Origin of the sequence: Rhizobium sp. YTUHZ045, assembly GCF_051124255.1 — a bacterium.
Classification (GTDB): Bacteria; Pseudomonadota; Alphaproteobacteria; order Rhizobiales; family Rhizobiaceae; genus Rhizobium.
Genome location: NZ_CP101434.1, coordinates 26601 through 44657 on the forward strand (window position 1 = coordinate 26601; position 18057 = coordinate 44657).

General features: G+C 62.3%; 14 protein-coding genes. 3 read left to right on the forward strand and 11 right to left on the reverse strand.

Features of this window, described 5'->3' with window-relative positions:
- Window positions 1-4: 4 nt before the first annotated feature.
- The 5 genes from NMA58_RS27285 to NMA58_RS27305 form a co-directional block, all read right to left on the reverse strand.
- On the reverse strand, window positions 5-1042 hold the full coding sequence (locus NMA58_RS27285; RefSeq protein WP_097598791.1) for a LacI family DNA-binding transcriptional regulator: 1038 nt from the start codon (window positions 1040-1042) through the stop codon (window positions 5-7).
- Window positions 1043-1123: 81 nt separating this feature from the next.
- Window positions 1124-2164: a LacI family DNA-binding transcriptional regulator gene (locus NMA58_RS27290; protein ID WP_434714645.1), complete on the reverse strand. Its 1041-nt coding sequence runs from the start codon at window positions 2162-2164 to the stop codon at window positions 1124-1126.
- 365 nt (window positions 2165-2529) lie between these two features.
- The gene (locus NMA58_RS27295; protein ID WP_430958983.1) at window positions 2530-2829 is read right to left on the reverse strand and encodes a hypothetical protein; all 300 of its coding nucleotides are present in this window, start codon (window positions 2827-2829) and stop codon (window positions 2530-2532) included.
- Between the two features lie 107 nt (window positions 2830-2936).
- Entirely contained in the window at window positions 2937-4835 is a 1899-nt protein-coding gene (locus tag NMA58_RS27300; protein WP_434714646.1) for an ABC transporter ATP-binding protein, read from the reverse strand.
- A 251-nt stretch (window positions 4836-5086) separates the two neighbouring features.
- The gene (locus tag NMA58_RS27305; RefSeq protein WP_183702243.1) at window positions 5087-6895 is read right to left on the reverse strand and encodes an ABC transporter ATP-binding protein; all 1809 of its coding nucleotides are present in this window, start codon (window positions 6893-6895) and stop codon (window positions 5087-5089) included.
- 274 nt (window positions 6896-7169) lie between these two features.
- Here NMA58_RS27305 and NMA58_RS27310 point away from each other — a divergent pair, with 274 nt between their 5' ends.
- The 3 genes from NMA58_RS27310 (at window position 7170) to NMA58_RS27320 (ending at window position 11459) form a co-directional block, all read left to right on the forward strand.
- On the forward strand, window positions 7170-7787 hold the full coding sequence (locus tag NMA58_RS27310) for a flavodoxin family protein (protein WP_434714647.1): 618 nt from the start codon (window positions 7170-7172) through the stop codon (window positions 7785-7787).
- Window positions 7788-8055: 268 nt separating this feature from the next.
- Window positions 8056-9462, forward strand: coding sequence for an FAD/NAD(P)-binding protein (locus tag NMA58_RS27315; protein ID WP_434714648.1), 1407 nt, complete (start codon window positions 8056-8058; stop codon window positions 9460-9462).
- A gap of 68 nt (window positions 9463-9530) precedes the next feature.
- The gene (locus NMA58_RS27320; RefSeq protein WP_434714649.1) at window positions 9531-11459 is read left to right on the forward strand and encodes a PAS domain S-box protein; all 1929 of its coding nucleotides are present in this window, start codon (window positions 9531-9533) and stop codon (window positions 11457-11459) included.
- A gap of 19 nt (window positions 11460-11478) precedes the next feature.
- On the opposite strand, the gene NMA58_RS27325 is transcribed toward NMA58_RS27320, so the two are convergent.
- The 6 genes from NMA58_RS27325 to cyoA all read right to left on the reverse strand — a co-directional run bounded on the left by NMA58_RS27325 (window position 11479) and on the right by cyoA (window position 17848).
- Window positions 11479-12672 carry an acyltransferase family protein gene (locus NMA58_RS27325; protein WP_434714650.1) on the reverse strand — a complete coding sequence of 398 codons (1194 nt, stop codon included), beginning with the start codon at window positions 12670-12672 and terminating at the stop codon, window positions 11479-11481.
- A 135-nt stretch (window positions 12673-12807) separates the two neighbouring features.
- Window positions 12808-13566: an SURF1 family protein gene (locus NMA58_RS27330; protein ID WP_434714651.1), complete on the reverse strand. Its 759-nt coding sequence runs from the start codon at window positions 13564-13566 to the stop codon at window positions 12808-12810.
- 39 nt (window positions 13567-13605) lie between these two features.
- Window positions 13606-14007: a cytochrome o ubiquinol oxidase subunit IV gene (cyoD, locus tag NMA58_RS27335; protein WP_085780640.1), complete on the reverse strand. Its 402-nt coding sequence runs from the start codon at window positions 14005-14007 to the stop codon at window positions 13606-13608.
- Entirely contained in the window at window positions 14004-14624 is a 621-nt protein-coding gene (gene cyoC / locus NMA58_RS27340) for a cytochrome o ubiquinol oxidase subunit III (RefSeq protein WP_085781247.1), read from the reverse strand. Before cyoC ends, cyoD begins: the two co-directional genes overlap by 4 nt.
- Before the next feature lie 5 nt (window positions 14625-14629).
- On the reverse strand, window positions 14630-16633 hold the full coding sequence (cyoB, locus tag NMA58_RS27345; RefSeq protein WP_434714652.1) for a cytochrome o ubiquinol oxidase subunit I: 2004 nt from the start codon (window positions 16631-16633) through the stop codon (window positions 14630-14632).
- A 42-nt stretch (window positions 16634-16675) separates the two neighbouring features.
- Window positions 16676-17848 (reverse strand): ubiquinol oxidase subunit II, encoded by a 1173-nt coding sequence (gene cyoA / locus NMA58_RS27350; protein ID WP_430958991.1) that lies wholly within the window; start codon window positions 17846-17848, stop codon window positions 16676-16678.
- Between the last annotated feature and the right edge of the window lie 209 nt (window positions 17849-18057).

Sequence of the window (18057 nt, forward strand, 5' to 3'; positions counted from 1 at the left end):
GGTCTCAGCCCGCCAGCGTGAAAGCGTCGCTTTCGCCTGGAACAAGCTCCATCGGCCAGATCCTGTTGCGGGCTCCCTGCGGATAATGCTCGGCATAGGCCGGCATGGTGGCGAGCAGGGTTTCGCCGAGCTGGGCGCCGAGATCACGCAGCGACATGCGGAAGGAGGTCAGCGTCGGCTGCAGGAAATGGGTGCGCGGCTCTTCGCGGAAGCCGACGACAGCGAGGTCGCGACCCGGCACGATGCCGGCCTCGGCCAGCCGCCGGTACAGCCCGATCGCCATCAGTTCGTGGATCAGGATGATCGCGGTCGGCCGCTCTTCCAGCATCAGCAGTTCGTGGCCGGCCTGGTAGCCGCCTTGCTCGCTCGACTTTACACGGATGATGAGGGCGGGATCGAAGGGAATGCCGTGGCGTTTCAACGCCTGACGGTAACTGTCGATGAAGATATAGCCGAGATTGATGTCGGAGGAGGGGGCAGCCACGGCAATCCGCCGGTGGCCCTTCGCAACGAGCCGGTCGACGCCGCGTGCCGCTACGCCCTCGAAATCCAGATCCATCCAGGTATAACTGCCGCCCGACGCGCTGCGGCCGAGCGCCACGAAGGGGATACGGGCCTTTTCCAGAAGCTCGATGCGCCGGTCGGTGCGCCGCGTCGCCGAGATGATCAGCGCATCGACCAGGCGGCGCGCCACCATGCGCTTCAGATATTCGTGCGGATCCTCGTCGTCGGGGCAGGGCAGCATGACCAGATCGAGCTTGTGGCGGGAAAAGACGCTCTGCAGCCCATCGGTAACGCCGAGGAAGAAGTCGTCGCTGTTTTCGACCGTCTCGCGACTCACCTCGAGCATCAGCCCGATGACATTGGTCATGCCCTGGCGCAGGCTGCGGCCCGACTGGTTGGCGACATAACCGAGCTCTTCGGCGGCGGCGAGCACGCGCCGGCGCGTGTCTTCATTGACATCCGGCTTGCCGTTCAGCGCCCGGGACACGGTCCCGATCGAAATGTCGAGGTGCTCGGCGAGCTGGCGAATTCCTTTCATCTCAGGCGACTTTCCTCCCCACCCGATCGCATCAAGCCCTTCTTGCCACAGGATTGCGCCCGCGAGAAGCGGTAAGAGATGTTAGGTTTTGAAGCTGTGGCGGATGACGGGTTCCGGAATGACGCGTTCGGAAGCCGGCGGCGAGTCCGGGTTTTCGAGCCGCCGCTCCATCAGATCGACGGCGCGCTGTGCCATGACCAGCGCGTCCTGGCGGAAGGTGGTCAGCTGGTAGCTCAGCCAGGAGGATTCCGGCACGTCGTCGAAGCCGATGACGGCGATATCCTGCGGAATGCTTAGCCGCGCTTCCAGGCGCGCGACATCCACCAATCCGAAGGCGATCAGGTCGTTGGCGCAGAAGATAGCATCGGGCTTTATTCTTTCGGAGAAGAGGGCGCGCCCGGCGGTGACGCCGCCCTGATAGTCGGAATCGCCGCCGCGTGCGACGACGACTGATGCACCGAGCGACTCGGCCGCCGAAACGAAGGCGCTTTCGCGCTCCAGGATAGCAGGCGTTCCCGAGTTGGAGCCGATCACTGCCAGCCGACGTCTGCCGTTTTGATAAAAGACCGCCGCCGCCTTGCGCGAGGCTTCGGAATTGCCGGCGCGCACATGATCGGCGTCGGGCTCCGAACGGCCGATGACCACGAGCGGCTGGCCGTTGCACTGGGCGAGTTCGAGGAAACTCGCCGGCGGCGAGCCGGACAGGATGATGATCGCCTCGGCGCGGTGGCCGATCAGCATCTTCTGGGCGGCAAGCAGTTCGTCTTCCGTCTGGCCGGTGTTGATGAGGACCGGAATGCTGCCGCGCCGGATCAGCGCTTTGGCAAGGGCGGCGGCCAGATGCGCGCGAAAACCCACTTCCGGCCGTGTGGCGACGATGCCGACGAGGCGGCTTTGATTGGCAAGCACGCCGCGCGCCAGGTCGTTGACGTGATAGCCGAGCTCTTCAGCCGCCCGCAGCACTTTCTCGCGCGTTATAGGCGCAACGCTCGCGCCTGGCGTAAACGTGCGCGAGACAGCCGAACGCGAAACGCCCGCCAGCTGCGCCACCTGTTCGGCGCTGACGAAGCGCATACGCTCTTTTTTCGGCACCTTGCCGCCGTTCACGGGACCATCATTCATCGGCTGTCAGCTATTGCTTGTCTCTGACAGCCGGATGACAGGCGGTAGGGTCGGGGGAATTTATACGAAAACGCCGTCGCGGCATGCCGGTTGGGACCCGGGCTGTACCGATGGCTGCCCCTCACCCTAACCCTCTCGAGCGAGGGGACGTGCCCTGCGAGGGGCCAAGGGGGACGGAGAGGTTGCGGTACTGTCCCTTCGCCCCGTTTACGGGGAGCAAGAAAGTGGCGGCAGCCGGATGAGAGGCTCGTCTCTTGAAGGGATGTCGCTGATATTGAACAAGAAAGCCGAGGCTGCGGGACGCAGCCTCGGCTGGAGACAAACCGGGGGCGATTAAGACCAACGCCGCCGCAACAATTCAGGGGCTATTCGCAGACCCGCACGGTTTCGGTGTGATAGTAGCCGTCATAGCGGTTGCGGACGTCGCGGTCCTCATACCAGCACCTCGGCGCCGGCTCGACATAGCGAGGGCCATCGACGTAGTAGCGCGGGCCGCTATTGGCGATCGCGCCGCCGATAAGGCCGCCCACCACACCTGCGGCAACGCCTCCGGCAATGACTCGGCCGGTATCGTTGTGGTGATGGCGGTCACGCGCGGCAGCAGGCTGGATAGCCGATCCAACAAGGGCCGTCGCGATCAACAGGCTGCTAATGATTCTCTTCATGACATTCTCCTCAGTGGCATTTGCCCCGGATAAAAGGGAAATGCGGCAGCAACGCGTTTGTTCGTTCAAACTTTGCGACAAGTGGTTAATTCTAGTCATACGCGCCATCAAGTCGCCGACTGCGCCGCCGTTGTCTCCTCCAGCACGTCCTCGGGAATATCGTCGAACGAGGCGTAGTTAAGGTTATAGAGTTTGGAATAGAGCTTTCCGTTCTTCATCAGCTGGCGGTGGTCGCCGCTTTCGATGATCTCGCCGTTTTGCAGCACGATGATGCGGTCGGCTTCGCGGATCGTCGCCAGGCGGTGGGCGATGACGAGCCCGGTGCGGTTTTCGAGCAGCTTCACCAGCGCCTTCTGGATCAGCATCTCGGTATAGCTGTCGATATTGGCCGTCGCCTCGTCGAGCACCAGGATCTTCGCATCCGCCACAAGGGCGCGGGCAAAGCTCAAAAGCTGGCGCTGGCCGAGGGAGAGATTGCCGCCGCGCTCGCCGAGAACGCTGTCGTAGCCATCGGCCAGACGCATGATGAAATCATGCGCACCGACGGCCCTGGCCGCCTCGATCACCTGCTCGCGGGTCGCATCTACCTTGTGGTAGCGGATGTTTTCAAAGACGGTGCCGGTAAAGAGGAAGGGCTCCTGCAGCACCATGGCGATCTGTGCTCCCAGCGAATCCTGCGTCAGGTCACGCACATCGTGGCCGCCGACCAGCACCTGGCCCTGCTGCACGTCGTAGAAGCGATGGATCAGCGACATGCAGCTCGATTTGCCCGATCCCGTCGGACCCACAAGCGCCACCGTCTCGCCGGGATTGACCTTGAAGCTCACATGTTTCAGCACCGGATGCTTCGGATTGTAGCCGAAGACGACATCCTTGAATTCCACCGATCCGTCCATGTCGCGCGACAATGCCTTGGCGTCGGGTGCGTCCTTGATGTCAACAGGCACGTCGAGCACTTCGGTCAGGCGCTGGCCCGAGGCCATGGCGCGCTGCATCACCGAATATTGCAACGTCAGCGAACGGATGGGGTCGAAGAAGCGCTGGATATAGAACAGAAAGGCGACGAGCACGCCGACATCGAGCGCTTGGTTGAGAACGCGGGCGCCGCCGACGACGATGACGAGTGCCATCGCCACGCCGGTCAGGCTGTCGACGATCGGCACCATCACCTGGGCATAACGCGCCGCGGTCAGATGTGTCTTGAGATTGGCATGCGCCTTGTCGTCGTAGAGCATGAAGTTGACGCCCTGCCGGTCCATGCTCTGGACGGCGCGCACGCCGTGGATGGCTTCGGCGAGCGCGCCATTCGCAACCGAATTGGTCTCATGCGCGGCCATGAAGGACTTGCGGGCGAGCGGCAGCCAGAATAGCCGGACGATGAACAGCACCGGCAGCACGGAGAGGGTCAGCAGCCCCAGCTTGAAATCGAGATAGAGCATCACGAAGATGATGCCGAAGAGCAGCACGATGTCGCCGACTGACAGCACCGAGGTTTCGAGGAATTCCTGCATCGAGTTGACGTCGCCCTGCAGGCGCGACATCAGCCGGCCCACCTCGGTCTTGTCCATGAAGGAGAGCGAAACCCGCTGGAGATGCGAAAACATCGCCTTGCGGATGTCGAAGAGCACCTCTTCCGCGACATTGCCGACCAGCGTCTCCTGGGCGTAGCTTGCCGCATAGTTGATCAGGATGGCGATGGCAAAGGCGGCGATCGCCCAGATCAGCGCCGCATGATTGCCGCCCGGCGACATGCCGTGGTCGATGGCGTAGCGGATGATCAGCGGAATCAGCAATTGCATCGTGGTGAAAGTCAATACCGCGACAACAGCCCAGAGGACCTGGGTACGGTAAGGGCGAACGAAAGCCCAGATCCGTTTGATGATATTGCCGTCGAAGGCCTTGCCGAACATTTCCTCCTCGACGCGATGCGAACCGACCACCGCCCGCGGCGGGCGGCGGCCATCCTCGCGAACGTCGGGACGCTCGGTTTCCAGTTCCTCGGCCATCACATTCCTCCTGCGGCCATGACGTCGGGTGGCCTGCATCCCATTGCTTGTCCCCCTTCTCCCCAGCGGGGGGGGCCGAAGGACGAGTCGACCCGCGGCTCGACCCCGGTCAGTGGCCCGAAGGCGGATGAGGGGGCCGCACGGCACGCCCTATTTGCCCTTCGCTTCCGCTCAAGACACTCGTCGCGCCTCGCCCCCTGATCGCCTCGCTTTGCTCGGCACTTCTCCCAGTTGGGGAGAAGCGGGTATGATTACGCGCTCAACACCTCGTCGCCCGGCCGCACCTGCAGGTCGTAGAGCGCCTTGTAGCGCCCGCCGAGCGAAAGCAGCGTCTGATGCGTGCCGCGCTCGACGATCCTTCCGTCTTCGACGAACAGGATCAGGTCGGCGTGCATCAGCGAGCTCAGGCGATGAGCGACGATGATCGTCACGCGGTCGGCGGCATAGCGACGCATGGCGCTGCGGATGCGCTGCTCGGTGGCCGCGTCGATCGCCGCCGTCGAATCGTCGAACACCATGACAGCCGGTTTCAGCATCAGGGCGCGGGCGATCGACAGCCGCTGCCGCTGACCGCCGGAGAGCGACACGCCGCGCTCGCCGACGACGGTGCCGTAACCGGTGGGAAGGCCGAGCACGTAATTGTGCAGCTGAGCGCTTTCGCTGGCGCGTTCGATGCGGCTTTCCTTCGCCCAGGGATCGCCATAGGCGATGTTGTTCTCGATCGTCGTCGTGAACAGGAAGGAATCCTGCTGGACGACCGCAACGGAACGGCGCAGCGACTGCAGCGTCGCCTTGCGGATGTCCTGGCCGTCGATGGTGATCCTGCCGCGGCTGACATCGTAGAAGCGCGGAATAAGATGCGCGATGGTCGACTTGCCGCTGCCGGGAGGGCCGACGATGCCGATGGTCTGGCCGCGCCTGGCTTCAAAGGAGACGTCGTGAAGCACGGTGCGCTTTTCCGCGCCGGGATAGGCGAAGCTGACATTTTCGAAGCGCAGCACGCCGTCCGTCACCGCCAATTCTCTGGCATCCGGCGCGTCCTTGATCGCGATGTCAAGGTCGAGAAGGTTGAAGAGGCGCGACCCGCAGGTGGAGGCGCGGGCAAAGGCGTTGACCATCAGGCCGAGCTGGCGCACCGGCATCTGCAGGATGGTCATGAAGGTCAGAAACGAGGCAAGCGTGCCGACGGTGATCTCGCCCGACATCACCTTGCCCCCGCCGACCCAGAGGACAAGGCCCATGGCGGCGAAGAAGGAGAAGGTCATGGCGCTGGTATTGACGACACGGATGCCGACGCGTTGATGGGCGAGCGCCAGCGCGTTCTTCGAGGCCGCCTCGAATTTCGACAATTCGTGCTCCTGTGCGGCAAAGGCGCGCACGACGCGGATGCCGCCGAGATTCTCCTCCATGATGCGGGTCAGCACCGAAAGCCGCTCCTGCAGGTCGAGCCAGGTGGCGCGCAGCCTGAGCTGCGTCACCGAGGAGCGCCAGCCGACAAAAGGCACGAAGGACAGCGCCAGCAGGCCGAGCACGACGTCGGTCGACAGCAGCATATAGGCACCGATGCCGATCAGGATCGACAGCAGGATCATGCGGACCAGCGCCGTCGAAAAATACATGCGCACGCCTTCGAGATCGAGCAGGCCGACGGTGATCAGGTCGCCGGAATGGACCGTGTCATGGAAGCTGAAGGAGAGGCGCTGGATCTTTTCGTAGCAGGCCAGCCGCAGCTCGTAGCCCATGTGGTGGCCGACGGATTCGCTGAAATAGTTCTGCACCATGGTGAAGAGACCGCGCAGCACGCTGGCGCCGAGCAGCAGCAGCGCCGTGGTCAGAAGCGCGTCCTGCGCCGCCTGACCTGCCGCGCCGCCGCCCATCGCCGTCTGCGTGTGGTCGACGGCCTGGCCGAGAAGGCGGGGAATCATCAGCTGGAAGGTCGAGGCGATGAGGGTGGCGCCGATCGCAAAGCCGGCCTGCCAGGGATGGCGGAAGGCCATCACGGTGATGCGCACCAGCGTATAGAGGCCTCTGCCCCAGCCTGCCGCAGTTGCAAGCGCCATCGAAGCCGAAGGCTTCGTCGCGCGTGTTGACGCATCGCTGCTCACGGTATTTTTCCAATAGATGTGGTGCTCGGACGCTGGCCCGAAAAGACGGCAAATCCATGAAGGGATTGATAGCACCGTCATTTTTGCCGATTCCAACCGGGCGTTCAAGTAAAGAATTCACCAACTGGTTATTTTTACGTGAGGTTCCCCCGCGTCCCCGCGGGAACAATCGGCGCTCGGATGGGTTGCAGCAGCAAACCCCTGTCAGGCAACCGTTACGGAGAGACCGATGCCGTTGAAAGCCCTTGCTCTCAACGCGACGCTGAAGGCCAGCGATGCCAAGGATCCGTCGTCGACCGAGCGGATGATCGCTCTCGTCGACAAGGCGATGGCTGAATACGGCGTTAGGACCGAAGTGCTGCGGCTTGCCGATTTCAACATCAAGCCGGGCGTCACCTCGGACGAAGGCGCTGACGACGACTGGCCCGATATTCGCGCCAAGGTCCTCGCCGCGGATATCCTGTTGATGGCGACGCCGATCTGGCTCGGCCAGCCATCCAGCGTCTGCAAGCGGGTGCTCGAGCGCATGGATGCCTTCCTCGACGAGACGGACGATCAGGGCCGCATGGTGTCCTACGGCAGGGTCGCGGCCGTTGCCGTCGTCGGCAACGAGGACGGCGCCCATCACGTGTCGGCCGAACTCTACCAGGCGCTGAACGACGTCGGCTTCACCATTCCGGCGAATGCCGTCGCCTATTGGGTCGGAGAGGCGATGGGCTCCACCAATTTCGTCGATCTCGACAAGGTGCCGAAGGTCGTGACGAAGGCCGTCGATATGCTGGCGCGCAACACGGCGCATCTGGCGGGTCTCCTGAAGGCGAAGCAATATCCGGGCGAGGGCAGCTGAGGGCTTCACACAAACTTACAATTATATCAATGATTTATGGTAACAAATAATAAAAGCCCTTGCCAGGGATGCCGTTTAGCGCTTTCATACACGACCAGTTTAATAGACTATCGGCGAGGGGATCCCTCGTGTTCTTGGCGGGGTTCCCCGGTTGGACCCCGAGCTGCGGCGTCAATGGCCGCGTGACCCTCATCAACGCGTGATCCGCTGTTTACGCGTTGAAACCTCGATCGACCCCAGGCTGCGAATGAAGCGCAAAGGAGTTGCGATGACGGTTCAGGGACTTTTTTCCGGAAGAGCCAAGGCGGCAGCGCAGATCTCGGCCGTGCCGCGCATAGCGATCGTCGGGCGCGGCTTCTCCGGAATGATGACGGCCATTGCGCTGATGAAGACGGTGCGCGCACCCTTCCATCTGCAACTGTTCGATCCGAATTCGTCGGTCAGCGGCGGCCAGGCGCTGGCCTCGGCCCGCGCCTCGACGATCCTCAACACCCGCGTGCGTGATCTCTCTGTTTCGGTCGGCGACAGCGACGATTTCAACGACTGGCTCTGTAGCAACGCCGCTTTCCGCGCCGCCGTGCCGGCCGCCATTCCCGGTTTCCGGCAGATCTTCGTGCCGAAGGAGATCTTCAGCGATTATGTCTACCAGCGCTTTTCGGAAGCGCTCGCGGCGCGCCGGGACATCACCGTCCAGGTCTGCAACGATCCCGTGGTGGCGATCCGCCGCAGCCACGGCAACCGCTTCCTGCTCGAAAGCGCCAATCCAGCCAATCCGCTGTTCGATACGGTGATTCTCGCCACCGGCTACGGCCTGGGCGATCCGGATGCCGAGGGGCCGGGCGCGTCGCCGGTCAGGGCCCAGCGCCTCGTCGCGCGGCCGCATGCCGTGTTGCTCGGCAGCGGCATTCGCGTCGTCGATCAGTTGCTGCAGCTGCGCGATTCTGGTTATGCCGGCCAGGTGACGATCATTTCCCGGCGCGGCTTCCTGCCCCAGAGCCATACGCCGAATTCCGCCGATCCGGTGTTTCCGGCCGAAGCGCTGCCGGAGAGCCTGCCCGACATTGTGCGTTTCATCCGCCAGGCCTGTCGCGAGGCGGAAGAAGAGGGGCGAAGCTGGCAATCGGTGATGAACGGTCTGAGGAAACATGCCCGCTCTCTGTGGAGATCGCTGCCGGCCCGCGACAAACATCAGTTCAACCGTCATTTGCGGGCGATCTACGACAGCCACCGCAATCGCCTGCCGGAGGCCATGCACCTGCGCCTGAAACGCGAGCTTGCCGAAGGCCGCACGGTGCTGCGCCGCGGCCGGGCCGGCCGCCAGGGGCTGAGCGGCCTGTTCTTCACGCCGGCCGGCTCCTCTGTCGAAGAGGTCATCCATGCCGAGCGCATCATCGATTGCCGCTGCCGGGCGCCGGATCTTTCCGCGCCGCTGATGCAGAGCCTGTTTTCCGCCGGTCTCGCCATGCCGGACGAACTTTCGCTCGGGCTGGCGGTCAATGCGCGCGGCGAGCCCTTCCTGGCGGACGGTTCGACGGTTGCCGGGCTTTTTGCCGTCGGTCCGCTCGGCCTCGGCAGTCTTCCCGATATCGATCTCGTGCCGGAGATCGTCTCGCAGGCCTATGCTGCTGCCGAGCACATCGGTGAGCGGTTCCATCCACAGGTCAGGGCCATGTGAAAAGTGTGATATTTTCGGAACCTTCTGCCCGGTGTAGCGTTAAGAGCGCTGGTAACCGAGAGGGGCAGATGGAAGTGCTGGATCGACATGATACGTCTCTTGATGAAGAGGGACGCTTTCGCCTTCTGGTCGATGCCATCACCGACTACGCCATCTACATGCTGAGCCCGGAAGGCATCGTCACCAGCTGGAATACCGGCGCTCAACGGTTCAAGGGCTACAAACCTTCGGAAATTCTCGGCGAGCACTTTTCCCGTTTCTATGTGGACGAGGATCGAGCCGCGGGCATCCCCGAGCGCGCGCTTATCACGGCGGTGGAAGAGGGCCGGTACGAGGGGGAGGGCTGGCGCCGGCGCAAGGACGGCAGCCGCTTCTGGGCGCATGTGGTCATCGATCCCATCCGCCATCCCTCCGGCGAACTGGTTGGCTTTGCCAAGATCACCCGCGATCTGACCGAACGCAGGGCCGCCGAACACGCGATCCGTCAGAGCGAGGAGCAATTTCGCCGTCTGATTCAGGGCGTTTCGGACTATGCGATCTACATGCTCGATCCTGACGGCAATGTCAGCAGCTGGAATTTCGGCGCCGAGCGCATCAAGGGTTATCGGCCCGATGAAATCATCGGCCGGCATTTCTCGACCTTCTATACGCCCGAGGATCGCGCGGCCGGCCTGCCGGAGAAGGCGCTCCGGGTCGCGCGCGCCGAAGGACGGTTCGAAAGGGAGGGCTGGCGTGTCCGCAAGGATGGCAGCCGTTTCTGGGCGAGTGTCGTCGTTGACGCTATCCGCGACGAAGACGGCGAAGTACTAGGTTTCGCCAAGATCACCCGCGACATCACCGAAAAGATGGAGACGCAGCGGGCGTTGGAGCAGGCGCGCGAAGAGCTTTTCCAATCGCAAAAGATGGAGGCGATTGGCCAATTGACCGGCGGTATCGCCCATGATTTCAACAATCTGCTGATGGCCGTGCTCGGCAGTCTCGAACTCCTGAAGAAGCGCATGCCGCAGGACCGCTCGCTGACGTCGCTGGTCGACAATGCCATGCAGGGCGCCCAGCGGGGTGCTGCCTTGACGCAGCGCATGCTTGCCTTTTCCCGCCGGCAGGAGCTGCACATGGAGCCGATCGACGTCCCGGGCCTGGTGCGCGGCATGATGGAAATTCTGAGCCGGTCGCTCGGCCCCCTCACCACGATCGAGACGTCCTTCCCGGTCAGGCTGCCGACAATCCTCACCGACCCTAACCAGCTGGAGATGGCGATCCTCAATCTCGTCGTCAACGCGCGAGACGCCATGCCTTCCGGCGGCCGCATCATGCTTCGCGCATCCGAGGAAACGATAACCGCAGGCAAGGGGCCGCTGTCGGCTGGCCGCTATATAAGAATCGCGGTGATCGATGAAGGCGAGGGCATGGATGCGAAGACGCTGGAGCAGGCGGTCACGCCGTTCTTCACTACCAAGGGTGTCGGCAAGGGCACGGGCCTCGGCCTTTCCATGGTGCAAGGTCTCGCGAGCCAGTCCGGCGGCCGGCTCATCCTGAAGAGCACGCTGGGCGAAGGCACGACGGCCGAGCTATGGTTTCCTGTCGTCATTGCCGAACAGACTGCCGAAGCACCGGCCGACATGCCGCAAAAACCGGATAACGCACCGCAGGGGCTGCGCATTGTCGCCGTCGATGACGACGGCCTGGTCCTGATGAATACGACGCTGATGCTGGAGGATCTCGGCCACACCGTTTTCGAGGCGATGGCCGGTCCGGAGGCGCTCGACATTCTGCGCAAGGAACCGGTCGATCTGGTCATCTGCGATCACGCAATGCCACGGATGACGGGGGCGCAGCTCGCCCAAGCGATTCGCAACGAGTGGCCTGAGATGCCGATCATTCTCGCCACCGGTTACGCCGATCTGCCCGATGGGCCCGGTGCCGCCGATCTGCCCCGCCTGGGCAAGCCCTTCTCGCAGGCGCAGCTTGCCGAAGCGATCAGTCGGATTGCGGTTTAGCCGTAAGCTGACCGGCGCTTTAGGCGCGAAGCTTCTCGTCGCCATTATCCTGAATGACAGTGCGGCCGGCTCCGAGTTCTGAGGTCGTCGGAATTTGCTGTTTACCCGTCGTGGCCGCAGTTGCGCCGTCCAGCAAGCGCTTTTCGGTCTCTTGCAGGTCGAGGATCGCCTGTTCGATCGTCTCAGCCGGAGTTTCGCGCGAGGCTGCGCGCCGCCGATGATGCCGCCACCACGCGACGAGCAGGCGTCGGCTCGGGACTTCTATCGTCTCGTGAATGAACCATGCTCCTGCAGCCGCAACGCCAAGCGCCACCAGGACGAGTACCGGTTCCGGAATCAGACCGTCGAAAGCCCGGCGTACAAGGAACGTGATGGGGACGTGGAAAAGATAGAGCGAAAAGCTGATCGCCCCGAAGAACCGCATGGGTGCCGCTGCCAGGACATGGGCTGCGATCGGAGGCTGTCGAGCGGCGAGCGCCACGATGACGGCTGCCGCGAGCGCACTTTGAAGCCCCCAGAATTCATGGGAGAAACCGGGCAAGACATGCCTGTACGTGAAGAACACCGCCAGAAGGAACAGCGTGAAAGCGCCGGTGGAGGCGGATGGCCTCCACCTTTCCCAGCAGGAATGCATCGCCCCGGCAAGCGCGCCGAACAGAAAATAGGGGAGCTTGGAAAGAAGCAGTATACCTGGTCCCGGCAGCTCGAGCAGACCATCCACCACGACCAGCACCGCCAAACCTGCGATCACACCGCTATATCGCTGCGGGCGGGTCAAGCAGAGCCAAAGGATCGGGAAGAACAGATAGAATTGAATTTCAGGTGGAATTGACCAGAAAACCCCGCTCGAGCCCATAAGAAAGACATGGCGGAGAAACTCCGTGCCGCCGATGATCGGCTGAACGAAGTTTAGACTTTGCATGCCGGACAGCGCCGCCACGAGCAGGACTGCAGCCAGATAGACCGGATAGATGCGGGCAAAGCGGCTGACAAGAAAATCCAGGACGGTTTCCTTGGTGACCGGTCGTGAGCCGTAGAGATGGGCCATCAGAAAGCCGCTGAGGGCGAAGAACAGGCCGACGGCTTCGCTGCCCATTGTGATGAAATGCAAACCTGTGTTTGGAAAGACAAGCCCGATATGCGCTTGCACGACCAGAATCGCGGCGAGACCGCGCAGACCATCGAGACTGGGGATGTAATCCGGCCGGCTCATGTGCAGCTTTATATGTTCTGTTCAGGCAAGCAGTATCGGACATCGCTTTACAAGAGATTAATCCGAAGCGCGGAGACGACCGCTGTGCAACTGTTGCTTGCCGGAGCGCTTGCACCGCTGCAAAGCGGCAGCGACTTACGTCCGGCGGCCTCTTCCGATCTCACCGCGAACAACAAACACCAGGAATACCAGCACCATCACCGCCAGCCCGTACCAGGTGATCGCATAAACGAGATGGTTGTTGGGGAAATGGATGATCGTCAGGCCGCCGACGGGCAGACCGCCGGGATTGGCAGCGGCGTCGGCATCGATGAAATAGGGCGCGACTGCGCCGAGGCCGCGCTTTTGGGCGATCGCGGCGACATCGCGCGAATACCAGCGGTCGGCGGCGACGTCGTTTGATTGGAGCAGCGATCCCTTCGGCTCGGTCATCCGCAGCAGCCCGGTGATCTCGATGACATCAGACAGCTGACCCTCGCGGCGCGAGGCGGGGTCGCGCCTGTCCGTCGGCACGAAGCCGCGATTGACGAGAATGGCGGTGCCGTCGGCGAGCATCAGCGGCGTCATCACCCAATAACCCGGACCGAGAACGGTCGAGGCGTAGACCAGCGTTTCCTTGTCGTTTGCCAGCGTTCCATCGACAGTCACCCGGCGATATTCGTCGCTGCCGGCATTGACCTTGTCCCAGTCGGCGCGCCCCGGGGCCGGCACGGCGGCTGCGTGCACGCGCTGATCGACGCGGGCGATGAGGTCGCGCTTCCAGCCCAGCCGCTGAACCTGCCAAGTGCCGAGTCCAAACAGGATGGCGGCTAGCAGTGCCAGGCAGACGGCGAAAAGCGCGCGTTTTGCCCGGAAATGCCGTCTTTCCAATTTTTGCGTGGAGGCTTCGCTCATTGGTCTCAGGGCGGCGCTGCCGCCGCCCTTCGTTTGCCGTTACGGCATGTTCTTCATCATCTCGGGGCTCATCGGCATCATATTGGAGTTGAGATGATGCATGACCCAGAGTGAACCGGAGAGCGCGATGGCGACGATGATGAGGGTAAAGATCAGCGCCATCATCGTCCAGCCGCCTTCGCTCCTGGGATTCATGTGCAGGAAGAAGACCATATGGACGACGATCTGGATGGCGCCGATACCCATCACCAGCACCGCCGTCAGCGCCGGGCTGGCGAACACGCCGGCCATAACAAGCCAGAAGGGAATGGCGGTCAGGACGACGGAGAGCGCGAAGCCCACCATATAGCTGCGGAACGTGCCATGGCCGGCCTGGTGGCCGTGGCTGTGGCCGTGATGCGCCTCGTGGGCATCCTCATGGGTGGGTGCTTGCGAACTCATCCGAGAACTCCGAGCAGATAGACGAAGGAAAAGACGCCGATCCAGACGACGTCGAGGAAGTGCCAGAACATCGAAAGGCACATCAGGCGGCGGCGGTTGGCCTCGATGAGCCCGTGCATCGACACCTGGACCATCAGCGTGATCAGCCAGATGATGCCGAAGGTGACGTGCAGCCCGTGGGTGCCGACAAGCGTGAAGAAGGAGGAGAGGAAGGCGCTGCGCGTCGGCCCGGCGCCCTCGTGGATCAGGTGGATGAACTCGTAAAGTTCCAACCCGATAAAGGCCGCGCCGAACAGGCCGGTCACGGCGAGCCAGAACAGCGTTTCCGCCTTGGCGTTCCGCTCCATCTGCAGCATGGCGAAGCCGTAGGTAATCGAGGAGAAGAGCAGCATCGAGGTATTGAGGGCGACGATCGGCAGATCGAAGAGATCGGCCGGCGACGGGCCGGCGGCATAGTTGCGGCCGAGCACGCCGTGCGTCGCAAACAGCACCGCAAAGATCAGGCAGTCGCTCATCAGGTAGAGCCAGAAGCCGAGATTGGTGCTCCCCTCCGGATGATGGTCTTCCGTCAGGTAGAATTCAGGCTTTTCGGCCGTATCGATGGTTTGATCGCTCATGGTCATTACACCTGCTCGGCAAGCAGCGCCGTGCGCTTGCCCTCCGTTTCGGTCACCTTGCCGGCGGGAATGTAGAAGTCGCGTTTGTAGTTGAAGGTATGGCCGATCGCCACGGCAAGCAGCGCGATGGCGGAAACGATCACCAGCCACCACATGTACCAGATCAGGCCGAAGGCAAGCGCGACGCTGATTGCCGACAGGATGGCGCCGGTGCCGGTATTCTTCGGCATGTGGATCGGCTTGAAGCCGCCGAGCGGGCGCTCGTAGCCGCGCCTTTTCATGTCGTACCAGCTGTCATGGTCGTGGACGACGGGCGTGAAGGCGAAGTTGTAGTCCGGCGGCGGCGAGGAGGTCGACCATTCCAACGTACGGCCGTCCCAGGGATCGCCGCTGTCGTCACGCAGTTCCTCGCGTTTCATGAAGCTGACGACGATCTGGATCAGGAAAGCGGCGATGCCGAGCGCAATCAGTCCGACGCCGAAGGCGGCGATGATGAACCAGATCTGCAGTGACGGGTCCTCGAACTGGCTCATGCGGCGGGTGACGCCCATCAGGCCGAGCACGTAGAGCGGCATGAAGGCGAACCAGAAGCCGATCTGCCAGAACCAGAAGCTCATCTTGCCCCAGAAGGGATCGAGCTTGAAGCCGAAGGCCTTCGGAAACCAGTAGTTCACGCCGGCGAACATGCCGAACAGAACGCCGCCGATGATGACGTTGTGGAAATGGGCGATGAGGAACAACGAATTGTGCAGCACGAAATCGGCCGGCGGCACCGCCAGCATGACGCCGGTCATGCCGCCGATGACGAAGGTCACCATGAAGCCGACCGTCCACAGCATCGGCACCTCGTAGCGGATACGGCCGCGATACATGGTGAAGAGCCAGTTGAAGATCTTCGCTCCCGTGGGGATCGAGATAATCATCGTGGTGATGCCGAAGAAGGAGTTGACGCTGGCACCTGAGCCCATCGTGAAGAAATGGTGCAGCCAGACGATGTAGGACAGGATCATGATCACGCAGGTGGCGTAGACCATCGAGGCATAGCCGAACAGGCGTTTGCCGGAGAAGGTGGCGACGACTTCCGAGAAGATGCCGAAGGCCGGCAGCACCAGGATGTAGACCTCCGGATGGCCCCAGATCCAGATGAGGTTGATGTACATCATCGGATTGCCGCCGAGGTCGTTGGTGAAGAAATTCGTGCCGGCATAGCGGTCGAGCGACAGCAGCGCGAGCGTTGCCGTCAGGATTGGGAAGGAGGCGACGATCAGCACGTTGGTGCAGAGCGCTGTCCAGGTGAAGACCGGCATTTTCATGAAGGTCATGCCGGGCGCGCGCATCTTGACGATGGTGGCGATCAGGTTGATTCCCGACAGCGTCGTTCCGACACCCGCCACCTGCAGGCCCCAGATATAATAGTCGACGCCGACGCCCGGACTGTAGGCGGCGCCCGACAGCGGCGGATAGGCGAGCCAGCCGGTCTGGGCAAATTCGCCGATGAACAGCGACAGCATGATGATGATCGCGCCGGCAGTGGTCATCCAGAAGGAGAAGTTGTTGAGGAAGGGGAAGGAGACGTCGCGCGCGCCGATCTGCAGCGGCACTACGAAGTTCATCAGACCGGTGACGAAGGGCATCGCCACGAAGAAGATCATGATGACGCCGTGGGCGGTGAAGATCTGGTCATAGTGGTGCGGCGGCAGGTAGCCCTCCGAACCGTTGAAGGCGATCGCCTGCTGGACGCGCATCAGGATCGCGTCGGAAAAGCCGCGCAGCAGCATGATCACTGCGAGGATCACATACATGATGCCGATCTTCTTGTGATCGACGCTGCAGATCCAGTCATGCCAGAGCGGACCCCAGAATTTTAAATAGGTGATGGCGCCGAGCACGGCGAGACCGCCGATGACGACGCCAATGAAGGTCACGACCAGAATCGGCTCGTGATAGGGGATGGCGTCGAGGGTCAACCGGCCGAAGATCAACTTCAGGAGGTCAGGATTGGAAAACATGGAACAACCCGTTCATTATGTCTTGCGACGCAAAGCGCCAGGTTAATTGTTGTTGTTGAGCTGCGTCGGCGCCGGATCGGCGCCGTTGCCCGAGCCGGGCATGGAATGGCCGTCATGCTGCATATCCATCCCGGGCATGCCGGGCATGTCGTGCTGCATGCTGCCTCCGGAATTGCGCGGCGGCTCTGCCTTTGCCGGGACGCCTGTTGCCGGCACGGTGGCCCCAGGCTCGACGACGCCTTCGCCGGCATGGCGGTTGTCGTATTGCAGCTTCTCGCGATTTTCAGCACTTTCCTTGCCGCCGCCACCCATCATATCGATGTGCATCATCTCGTTCATGCACATCTTGCCTGGCGTGGCGCACATGTTGAGGATGGCGTTGTAGAGATCGGCGTCGGCGCCTGCATAGTAGCGCACCGGCTCCTTCTCGCTCGGCTTCTCGAGCTTCAGATAGGCGTCGCGGTTGAGCATCGTGCCCTGCTGCTTGACCTTGGCCATCCAGGCGTCGAAGCCTTCGCGGGTTAGGCCATGGAACTTGAAACGCATGTGCGAGAAGCCGGCGCCGCTGTAATTGGCGGAGAAGCCTTCATATTCGCCCTCCCGGTTGATGACGGCGTGCAGCTTCGTCTCCATGCCGGGCATGGCGTAGATCTGGCCGGCAAGAGCCGGGATGTAGAAGGAGTTCATCACCGAGGAGGCGGTGATCTTGAAATTGATCGGCGTGTCGACAGGGGCGGCCATCTCGTTGACTGTGGCGATGCCGAGTTCGGGATAGAAGAACAGCCATTTCCAGTCGAGCGCCACCACCTCGACGGTCAGCGGCTTGGTATCGGCCGGGATGGCGCGCTCGGCATCGAGGCGGTCGAGCGGTCGGTAGGGATCGAGCTTATGCGTGGAAATCCAGGTGACGGCCCCGAGCGCAATGATGATCGCCAGGGGGGCCGCCCAGATGACGATTTCGAGGCGGGTCGAATGATGCCATTCCGGCGCGTAAGCGGCGGCCGTGTTGGAGCGGCGGTAGCGCCAGGCGAAGAGCAGCGTCAGGAAGATCACCGGGACGATGATCAAAAGCATCAGCACCGTCGAGATGACGATGAGATCGCGCTGTTGCACGGCGATGTCGCCTGAGGGCGCCATGACCACCATGTTGCATCCTGCCAGGAAAAGCAGCGGCAAGACGGATAGAAGGCGGGAAAACTTCACGAGTTTTTGCACGTCTCTAAGCTCTTGTTGTTTCGTTTTGACCGCGACTAAAGCACTGAACCCGATAGCGACATGAGGCGGAAAGTCGCAGTGCAGCAAAGATGCCGCAGCGCGGCAGAAATCATGTTGCGCTACCGCTTTGAAATCCTGATGAACACGAGAAGGATTTTTTGCGCGCGCATGTCCCCTCAATATATCCGCAAGAGCCGGACAGGCCAGCT

What these genes read in the sequence shown, in the direction of transcription:
- NMA58_RS27285 (WP_097598791.1), bottom strand. Translation starts at nt 1,042, where the DNA reads ATGAAAGGAATTCGCCAGCTCGCCGAGCACCTCGACATTTCGATCGGG.
- NMA58_RS27290 (WP_434714645.1), bottom strand. Translation starts at nt 2,164, where the DNA reads ATGAATGATGGTCCCGTGAACGGCGGCAAGGTGCCGAAAAAAGAGCGT.
- NMA58_RS27295 (WP_430958983.1), bottom strand. Translation starts at nt 2,829, where the DNA reads ATGAAGAGAATCATTAGCAGCCTGTTGATCGCGACGGCCCTTGTTGGA.
- NMA58_RS27300 (WP_434714646.1), bottom strand. Translation starts at nt 4,835, where the DNA reads ATGGCCGAGGAACTGGAAACCGAGCGTCCCGACGTTCGCGAGGATGGC.
- NMA58_RS27305 (WP_183702243.1), bottom strand. Translation starts at nt 6,895, where the DNA reads ATGGCGCTTGCAACTGCGGCAGGCTGGGGCAGAGGCCTCTATACGCTG.
- NMA58_RS27310 (WP_434714647.1), top strand. Translation starts at nt 7,170, where the DNA reads ATGCCGTTGAAAGCCCTTGCTCTCAACGCGACGCTGAAGGCCAGCGAT.
- NMA58_RS27315 (WP_434714648.1), top strand. Translation starts at nt 8,056, where the DNA reads ATGACGGTTCAGGGACTTTTTTCCGGAAGAGCCAAGGCGGCAGCGCAG.
- NMA58_RS27320 (WP_434714649.1), top strand. Translation starts at nt 9,531, where the DNA reads ATGGAAGTGCTGGATCGACATGATACGTCTCTTGATGAAGAGGGACGC.
- NMA58_RS27325 (WP_434714650.1), bottom strand. Translation starts at nt 12,672, where the DNA reads ATGAGCCGGCCGGATTACATCCCCAGTCTCGATGGTCTGCGCGGTCTC.
- NMA58_RS27330 (WP_434714651.1), bottom strand. Translation starts at nt 13,566, where the DNA reads ATGAGCGAAGCCTCCACGCAAAAATTGGAAAGACGGCATTTCCGGGCA.
- cyoD (WP_085780640.1), bottom strand. Translation starts at nt 14,007, where the DNA reads ATGAGTTCGCAAGCACCCACCCATGAGGATGCCCACGAGGCGCATCAC.
- cyoC (WP_085781247.1), bottom strand. Translation starts at nt 14,624, where the DNA reads ATGAGCGATCAAACCATCGATACGGCCGAAAAGCCTGAATTCTACCTG.
- cyoB (WP_434714652.1), bottom strand. Translation starts at nt 16,633, where the DNA reads ATGTTTTCCAATCCTGACCTCCTGAAGTTGATCTTCGGCCGGTTGACC.